The sequence below is a fragment of the Caulobacter sp. GW821-FHT10C03 genome (genome assembly GCF_059415485.1).
The window spans coordinates 154821-161483 of the sequence record NZ_JBWKNI010000011.1 but is presented as its reverse complement, the minus strand read 5'-3'; the positions used below and the strand labels follow the sequence as shown (position 1 = coordinate 161483).

The window sequence follows — 6663 nt, the reverse complement described above, 5'->3', positions numbered from 1 at the left end:
ACGCCGTCGTCAAGGCCGTCAACGCCAAGGCCGGCGATCCGGTGGCCGCCGACCAGGTGTTGGTGGAGTTCGGATGAGCATTCTCCGGTGAGGCCTTGGCGGCTTCCGAGGCTTTCGCCTGAGGGTGTGACGCCTGTGCGACTTCCGCTGGCGGCCGGCTGCGCCTAGGTTCCGCTCGAAGAGAGTCGCGGAGCCTTGGCGAGCATGAACGGTCGGATCGATTGGGCGGAGCTGTTCCTGTCCTCCACGGGCAGGTTGGCGCGCACGCCGTTCCTGATCGTCTCGGCCGTGTTGATCGGCGTGGCCGTGCTGTACGAGGCCATCGCCGGCGACGTGCTGCGGCTGCTGACCGGCTGGCTGGTCTATTCGGCCCTGCTGTATTCGGGCGCCTGCGTGCTTTCCAAGCGACTGCACGATCGCGGCCGGTCGGGCTGGTGGGCGGCCCTGGTGCTGGCGGCCATGGTCGCCGTCTGGCCGACCCCGCAGCACTTCCTCGACTTCGCCTTCGCCATCGTCCTGGTTTGGGCGATCATCGAGCTGGGCGTCATGGGCGGCGAGCAGGGCGCCAACCGCTACGGTCAGCCGCCCCTGAAAGCGCCCGCCATCTAGATCGGCGCTTCGGCGTCCTCCACGGCCCCGAACACCTTGCGGAAGCTGGCCTTCAGGGCCTCGTCGGCCTCGTCGAGCGTGACCGGCAGGCCAAGGTCCACCAGGCTGGTGACGCCGTGCTCGGTCTGGCCGCAGGGCACGATCCCCGAGAAGTGGGACAGGTCCGGCTCCACGTTCAGGCTGATCCCGTGGAAGCTGACCCAGCGGCGCAGCTTGACGCCGATGGCGGCGATCTTGTCCTCGCGCGACCAGCCCGCGCCCTTGCGCTCGACCCAGACGCCGACGCGGCCCTCGCGCATCTCGCCGACGACGTTGAAAGCGCCCAGGGCGTCGATGATCCAGGCCTCCAGCGCCGCGACGAAGGCCCGGACGTCGCGCCCGCGCTGGGTCAGGTCGAGCATGACGTAGGCCACGCGCTGGCCGGGGCCGTGATAGGTGAACTGGCCGCCGCGCGCGCTCTCGAAGACGGGGAAGCGTTCGGGCTCCAGCAGGTCGGAGGTCTTGGCCGAGACGCCGGCGGTATAGAGCGGCGGATGCTCCAGAAGCCAGATCAGTTCGCCCGCCGAGCCGTCGGCTATGGCCGCCGCGCGGGCCTCCATGGCGGCGACAGCTGCCGGGTAGGGCACGTAACCGGTCGAAACTGCCCACCCCGCCGCCAGGCCGTCGGGGCGTGACAAATCGGGAAGGTCTTTATCTTCAAGGTTTAACGGGCGATCAAGCATGCGGCCTTAGTCTTGCATGAGCCGAGGCGCGGGCTTTTCCGCCATCGGCAATTTCAGTTCCAGGGGCCTTAGTTCGTGAGCCAGGTCAACGCCGTCAATGTCGAGATCTCGGTTCTGCTCGGCCGGTCGATCCTGCCGATGCAGCAACTGCTGCGCATGGGCCGCGGCGCGGTGATCCCGCTGGACGCCAAGACCAACGACGAGGTCTGGATCCTGGCCAACAATCACCCGATCGCCCGGGGCGAAATCCAGATCAACGACGATCGCATCGCCATCCAGGTGACCGGCCCGGCCGACGTCTACGACTACATGGCCGGCGGCGCCTAAGGGACGTTGCCGGGGCGCGGCTTCGAAGCCAAGCTGCGCGCCATGGTCACGCTTCGATCCGTACTCGCCTGCGCCGTCGTCTTCGCCGCCGCCTCGGCCCATGCCGCGCCGGACCATGCGGGCCGGTACGACAATCTTCGCTATATCGACGAAGCCGACGACTATGTCGGCGCCCGGCTCACGGTGAAGACCGGGCCGCGGCCGACCGTGGACTTCGAGCTCTGCGAAGGCTGGTGCAACGGATCCCAGGTCTTCCCGGCGAAGATCGAGGGCGATCGGCTCTCGTTCACCTATGTCATCCAGAGCGTCGACCAGAATGGCCGGCCCTCGCCCCACAGCCTGCCGGTCACCGGGCGGTTCGTGAAGGGCGGCCTGATCCTCAAGATCGGCGACGGCGAGCCCGAAAAACTGCGCAAGCTCGCGGCTATCCCCAGATAAACCCGGCGTCGGCGTGGCAATGGCGCGCAAGTCGTAACTCTCCTCTTCCCAAAGCCGATTCAGTTTGCTACCTGCCGCGCCTCACCACGAGCGGTCGTGGCGGAATTGGTAGACGCGCAGCGTTGAGGTCGCTGTGGGGCAACCCGTGGAAGTTCGAGTCTTCTCGACCGCACCAGGTGAACTTGCGTAGAGCGCGGCAGGCATCGGTTTCCGAATCGCCTTCCGCGCTCTAACCATTTTTCGGCCAAGGTTTCCGGGCAACCGCCCGCCGAGCTTAGGCTTTCAATCATTCGGATCACGCGCGCGCACTTCAGGAGGTCCCCATGACCCGGGAAACAGCCGACCTGAGCGAAGACGCGCGCCACGCCCTCTCCATTCCCGAGCCCGAAGTCGTCGAGGATCTCGAGGACCTGGCGCTCGGCGACGATTACGCCCTCAATCCCGACTATGTGGAGATGGTGGTCGACGCGGCCGATCGCGGCGACACCGCGCGCCTGTCCGAGCTGGTCGGGGCGCTGGATCCCGCCGACGTCGCCGACCTGATGGGCTTCCTGTCGGCCGCCTATCGCGAGGAGGTGATCCCGGTCCTCGATCCCCAGGCCCTGGGCGAGATCATCGCCGAGCTGGAGGACAATATCCGCGAGGAGGTGCTGGAGGCGACCCCGTCGGTCACCCTGGCCCGCGCGCTGGAGGAGCTGGACACCGACGACGCCGCCGACGTCATAGACGATCTGGATGACACCAAGCGTTTCCAGGTTCTGGCGGCCATGGGCGAGACCGACCGGGCGGCCATCGAGACGACTCTGTCCTACGAGGACGAGACCGCCGGCCGCCTGATGCAGCGCGAGTTCCTGGCCGCGCCGCAGTTCTGGACCGTGGGCCACACGATCGAGCACGTGCGCCAGTCGGGCGAGAGCCTGCCGGAGCTGTTCTTCGACGTCTATGTGGTCGACCCGTCGTTCACCCCGGTCGGCGCCCTGCCGATCAGCCTGCTGCTGACCAGCAAGCTGGAGACCCCCCTGGCCGAGATCATGGAGCCGGTGACCGAGATCACCGTCGACATGGACCAGGAGGAGGTGGCCTACATCTTCGACAAGTATCACCTGATCAGCGCCCCGGTCGTGGAGGCCGGCGGGCGGCTGGTGGGCCAGATCACCGTCGACGACATCGTCGGCGTCATCCGCGAGGAGGCGCAGGAAGACATTCTCGCCCTGGCCAACGTGTCGGACGTCGGGCGCGACGCCAGCGTGGTGGAGATCGTGCGCTCGCGCCTGCCGTGGCTGCTGCTGAACCTGCTGACGGCGACGATCTCGGTTTCCGGCATCGCGCTCTTCCAGGAAGAGATCTCCAAGCTGGTGGCCCTGGCCGTGCTGATGCCGATCGTCTCGTCGCTGGGCGGCAACGCCGGCACCCAGACGCTGGCGGTCGCCGTGCGGGCGCTGTCGAGCAAGGAGCTGACGGCGGCCAACGCCTCGCGGATCATCACCCGCGAGCTCCTGGTGGGCGTCATGAACGGCCTGACCCTGGCGATCGTCATGGGGGCGGCGGTCTATGTGTTCTATGACAATCCGAAGCTGTCGCTGACCGTGGCCCTGGCCCTGGTCGCCAACATCTTCACCGCCGCCGTCGGCGGCATCCTGGCGCCGCTGGCCCTGGAGAAGATGGGCCGGGACCCGGCGGTGTCGTCGTCGATCTTCGTGACCTTCCTGACCGACTTCGCGGGCTTCTTCTCGGTGCTGCTGATCGCGGCGCTGCTGTTCAACTGATCCCAAGCGGGTCGGGGCTCGTGCAAATTTCCTTACCTGAACCTTAAGAAACGGCGCCGGTCTTGCGCGGGACCGGGCGAGGGCATCCGCCTGCGTTTCAAATTGGGTCAACTCGCGATGAAGCCGCGTCATCAGGTCTCCCGCGCCGCCGTCGATCTCATCAAGAGGTTCGAAGGCTATCGGCAGAAAGCCGCCCAGCTGCCCGACGGGCGCTGGACGATCGGCTACGGGCATACCCTGACCGCCCGGGGGGGCGCGACCGTCTCGGAACAGGACGCCGAGGCCCTGCTGCTCTACGATCTGATCACCGTGGCCCACGCGGTGAACGAAAACAGCTATGCGCCGCTGAACCAGAACCAGTTCGACGCCCTCACCTGCTTCGCGTTCAACATCGGCACGGAAAACTTCGTCCGTTCGGGCGTGCTGCGCCGGATCAACGAGGGTTCGCTGCTGCAGGCCGCCTGCGCCATGGAGATGTGGCGCAAGGCCGACTTCGAGGGCGAGCGGATCGTCATCGACGCCCTGGTGCGTCGCCGCGCCGCCGAGAAGACCCTGTTCCTGACTCCGCCGGACGGCCACTGGGTGCCCGCGCCCAGCCCGGTGCTGCGGCCCAAGGTCGATTATGACGCGACCTGCGCCATTCCCAAGCAGACCCCGGCCGCCGTCTCGACGCGCCTGGAGGGCGACAAGGCCGTGGCCGAGCGCGCCGCGGGCTCGATCGTCACGCCGCTGACCCCGGTCGTCCCGGAAGAGGACGGTCCCAGCGCCACCGAACTGGCCGCCGCCGGCGTCAGCGCCCGCCTGGAGAAGATCCTAGCCGACGAGCCCGCCCGTCCGGTGGTCAAGCCGGTCGAAGATCTGGTCGTGCCCGAGCCGCCGCCGGCGCCCGTCGTGCCGGCCGCCGAGCCTGCCCCGGTGCTGCACGCGCCCGTCGAGGCCGCGCCGACCCTGGAGCCGTTCCGCCTGACGCCGGAAGAACCGGTCCCGGCCCAGGCGCCGCTGTTCGTGCCCGATCCGCCCGCGCCGCCGCCCGCCGCGCCCGAGCCGACCCTGTTCGAGCAGTCCGCGCCCTCGCGCTCGCCGTTCAATCTGGGCGGCTTCTCGACCAGCGGCGCGGAGGTCGACATCCAGACCCTGGACGTGCCGCTGAACCCGCCCGAGCAGCCGGTGTTCGGCGGCGCCAGCCTGCTGGTCAGCCTGGGCCTCTTGGGCCTGGCCCTGTTCGGCGGCGGGGTGCTGTGGAACCTGTCGGTCGCCTCGGACCCGGGCCTGACCCCGATCCGCATGTTCGGCTGGGGCGCCAGCGTCATCGGCGTGATCTGCTTCGCGGTCTCGGCCTATCTGCTGCTGCGCAAGCTGGGCGGGCCGGACATCGAGGACGACGGCGAGTAAGGCTGCGAGCGAACGGCGTTTCGAAAAGACCGGGTTGATCCCCGGTTCTCCGTGAAAAAGAGCATGAACGCCCGCCGGTCTCGTTGATCGGCGGGCGTTTGTGCTATGCGTTGCCGCATGACGCTGCAAACCGCACCCTCGATGGACTTCGCCCTGGGCGAGACGGCCGACGCGATTCGCGAGACCACGGCCCGCTTCGCCGCCGACAAGATCGCGCCCCTGGCGGCCCGGATCGACGAGACCAACGCCTTCCCCCGCGAGCTGTGGGTCCCGATGGGCGACCTTGGCCTGCACGGCATCACGGTCGAGGAAGAGTTCGGCGGCCTCGGTTTGGGCTATCTCGAGCACGTGGTGGCGATGGAGGAGATCTCCCGCGCCTCGGCCTCGGTGGGCCTGTCGTACGGCGCGCACTCGAACCTCTGCGTCAATCAGATCCGCCGCTGGGCGACCCCTGAGCAGAAGCAGCGCTATCTGCCGAAACTGATCAGCGGCGAGCATGTGGGCTCCCTGGCGATGAGCGAGGCCGGCGCCGGCTCCGACGTCGTCTCGATGAAGCTGCGCGCCGAGCAGGTCGGCGATCGCTACGTGCTGAACGGGACCAAGTTCTGGATCACCAACGCGCCGCACGCCGATACGCTGGTCGTCTACGCCAAGACCGGCGACGGCAGCCGGGGCATCACCGCCTTCATCGTCGAGAAGGGCATGAAGGGCTTCAGCGTCTCCAAGAAGCTGGACAAGATGGGCATGCGCGGCAGCGACACCGCGGAACTGGTGTTCGAGGACTGCGAGATCCCCGAGGAGAACGTCATGGGTCCGGTGGGCGGCGGCGTCGGAGTGCTGATGAGCGGCCTCGACTACGAGCGCGCCGTGCTCAGCGCCGGCCCCCTGGGCATCATGCAGGCCTGCCTCGACTACGTTCTGCCCTATGTTCGCGAGCGCAAGCAGTTCGGCCAGGCGATCGGCTCGTTCCAGCTGATGCAGGGCAAGGTCGCCGACATGTACGTGGCCCTGAACTCGGCCCGGGCCTACGTCTATGCGGTGGCCCGCGCCTGCGACGCTGGCAAGACCACCCGCTTCGACGCGGCCGGCGCGATCCTGATGGCGTCCGAGAACGCCGTGAAGGTGTCGCTGGAGGCCATCCAGGCCCTGGGCGGGGCCGGCTACACCAAGGAGTGGCCGGTGGAGCGCCTGTTGCGCGACGCCAAGCTCTACGACATCGGCGCGGGCACGAACGAGATCCGCCGGTTCCTGATCGGCCGGGAGCTGGTGGGGGCCTAGACCTCAGATGCTCCCCCTCTGGGGGAGCTGTCGCGGAGCGACTGAGGGGGAAGTGGCCCCGCAGTCGGCAACGGCCACGGAAGCTGAAAACGGGGGGGGGGGGGGGGGGGGGGGGGGGGGGGGGGGGGGGG

General features: G+C 68.3%; 8 protein-coding genes and 1 tRNA gene. 8 read left to right on the top strand and 1 reads right to left on the bottom strand.

What is annotated here, in order from left to right:
- Both AC07NG_RS16045 and AC07NG_RS16040 read left to right on the top strand, forming a co-directional pair.
- On the top strand, window positions 1–77 hold a 77-nt coding region (locus AC07NG_RS16045), incomplete at its 5' end, for a hypothetical protein (RefSeq protein ID WP_494595088.1).
- Window positions 78–204: 127 nt separating this feature from the next.
- Window positions 205–609 carry a DUF805 domain-containing protein gene (locus AC07NG_RS16040; protein ID WP_110121014.1) on the top strand — a complete coding sequence of 135 codons (405 nt, stop codon included), beginning with the start codon at window positions 205–207 and terminating at the stop codon, window positions 607–609.
- Here the strand turns inward: AC07NG_RS16040 and lipB are convergent.
- Complete coding sequence (gene lipB, locus AC07NG_RS16035; RefSeq protein ID WP_494595079.1) at window positions 606–1331, bottom strand: lipoyl(octanoyl) transferase LipB; 726 nt, start codon at window positions 1329–1331, stop codon at window positions 606–608. The two genes, AC07NG_RS16040 and lipB, sit on opposite strands and share 4 nt — an antisense overlap.
- 75 nt (window positions 1332–1406) lie before the next feature.
- Between lipB and AC07NG_RS16030 the strand changes: the two genes are divergently transcribed.
- The 6 genes from AC07NG_RS16030 to AC07NG_RS16005 all read left to right on the top strand — a co-directional run bounded on the left by AC07NG_RS16030 (window position 1407) and on the right by AC07NG_RS16005 (window position 6532).
- Window positions 1407–1658, top strand: coding sequence for a FliM/FliN family flagellar motor switch protein (locus AC07NG_RS16030; RefSeq protein WP_058349571.1), 252 nt, complete (start codon window positions 1407–1409; stop codon window positions 1656–1658).
- A 6-nt stretch (window positions 1659–1664) separates the two neighbouring features.
- Complete coding sequence (locus AC07NG_RS16025; protein WP_494595077.1) at window positions 1665–2096, top strand: hypothetical protein; 432 nt, start codon at window positions 1665–1667, stop codon at window positions 2094–2096.
- Window positions 2097–2186: 90 nt separating this feature from the next.
- Window positions 2187–2271 (top strand) — tRNA-Leu (locus tag AC07NG_RS16020).
- A 148-nt stretch (window positions 2272–2419) separates the two neighbouring features.
- A complete protein-coding gene (mgtE, locus tag AC07NG_RS16015) occupies window positions 2420–3862 on the top strand; it encodes a magnesium transporter (RefSeq protein WP_110121017.1) in 1443 nt (480 codons plus the stop codon).
- Between the two features lie 117 nt (window positions 3863–3979).
- Window positions 3980–5254: a lysozyme-family localization factor SpmX gene (gene spmX / locus AC07NG_RS16010; protein WP_494595075.1), complete on the top strand. Its 1275-nt coding sequence runs from the start codon at window positions 3980–3982 to the stop codon at window positions 5252–5254.
- Between the two features lie 117 nt (window positions 5255–5371).
- Window positions 5372–6532 (top strand): isovaleryl-CoA dehydrogenase, encoded by a 1161-nt coding sequence (locus AC07NG_RS16005; RefSeq protein ID WP_110121018.1) that lies wholly within the window; start codon window positions 5372–5374, stop codon window positions 6530–6532.
- The last annotated feature ends 131 nt before the right edge of the window (window positions 6533–6663 follow it).